Consider the following 1,318-nt stretch of genomic DNA (forward strand, 5'->3'; position numbering starts at 1 on the left):
AATTTTGTTCTTCTTCTGACATAGTAGAATAAATTTCTGGTGTTAAAAAAGTTCCTTTAATTTCTTTATAACCTAGTATAGATAATTCATCACTAATATACGAATATTCAATATTAGGAATTTTTACATTAGTTTCTAAATTTGTATTTAAAAAATTATATATTGCTTTTTCTTTTGCATAACCTTTTTTCTTATTAGTACTAAATTTTGTTTTAAAAATGTATTCATTATTAACTAAATATGCCACACTATCATAACCACTACCGATTATTTCAATACTATCTACTTTGAAATTATCAAAGTAATGCTCAATTAAATATTTCATTGCCTTAACATTTGTGGCATTATCATCATATCTATATTCCATTAAATAACAATCTTCTTTTTTGCCCTCGTGTAATTCATGTTCTGGCAAATCTTCAATAATTCTAAAACCAGATTTTTGGTATGCCCTTATTGCTCTTGGATTATTTTTATGAGGGTCTAAAATAACTGCATTAGCATTTCTTTCTTTTTTCAAAAATTCAAAAATCAATTTAATATATCTTGTACCAATTCCTTTACTCCAATAATTTGGCTCTCCTATAAATTGATCCATACCATAGACTATCTCATCAGTTTTTGGATAATGATAATCAGTATATAACTCATCATACATTTTATATATTTGTCCATATCCAATAGGAACATTGTTATATTCAATAATTACTCTAAAAACTTCATCTTCCCAAGGCTCTGTATAATGTTTTTTTAATGATTCTAATGTATATTTTTTATCTCTACCACCATAAAATTCTAATACTCTTTCATCAGTTAACCATTTTAACATCAAAGGAAAATCATCATCTATTAAAGTTCTTATACATATTTCATTTTCAACTATATTCATTTATTTATCACCTTTTTCATAATCATATACATATACTATTTCATCTTTATAATCATTTTTACCACCTAATTTTTCATATACATGGCAAGCTCTAGGATTACCTTTATCAGTTATTAAAAACATTTCAGAACAACCAATCTCTTTAGAATATTCCTTAATAAAAGATAATAATTTTGAACCATAACCTTTGTCTTGATAGTTAGGTAACATTCCTATTGAGTGTAAATAAAACATTGTTTTTCCATCAGGTCTTAAAAGTGTATAGCAATATGCAAATCCTATAATTTTATTATTTTCTTTAGCTATAAACCCAAATGAACTGGTATCATTAAGAAATCCTTTTAAATTATCAATATCAAAAACCATATTATCATCAATAAACAATAGTTTCAATAGGATAATATTCTTCAACTATATCTTGATATTCTT

The 1,318-nt window shown here is 24.6% G+C and carries 2 protein-coding genes; both read right to left on the reverse strand.

Going from position 1 to position 1,318, the window contains the following annotated elements; genetic code table 11:
- On the reverse strand, positions 1-889 hold an 889-nt coding region (aac(6')-Ie, locus tag DW125_RS13925), incomplete at its 3' end, for an aminoglycoside N-acetyltransferase AAC(6')-Ie (protein ID WP_117538531.1).
- A complete protein-coding gene (locus tag DW125_RS13930; RefSeq protein WP_025189010.1) occupies positions 890-1,282 on the reverse strand; it encodes a GNAT family N-acetyltransferase in 393 nt (130 codons plus the stop codon). It abuts the gene before it with no gap.
- Positions 1,283-1,318 lie beyond the last annotated feature (36 nt).

Source organism: Dorea sp. AM10-31 (assembly GCF_003435815.1).
Taxonomy (GTDB): domain Bacteria; phylum Bacillota; class Clostridia; order Lachnospirales; family Lachnospiraceae; genus Dorea_D; species Dorea_D hominis.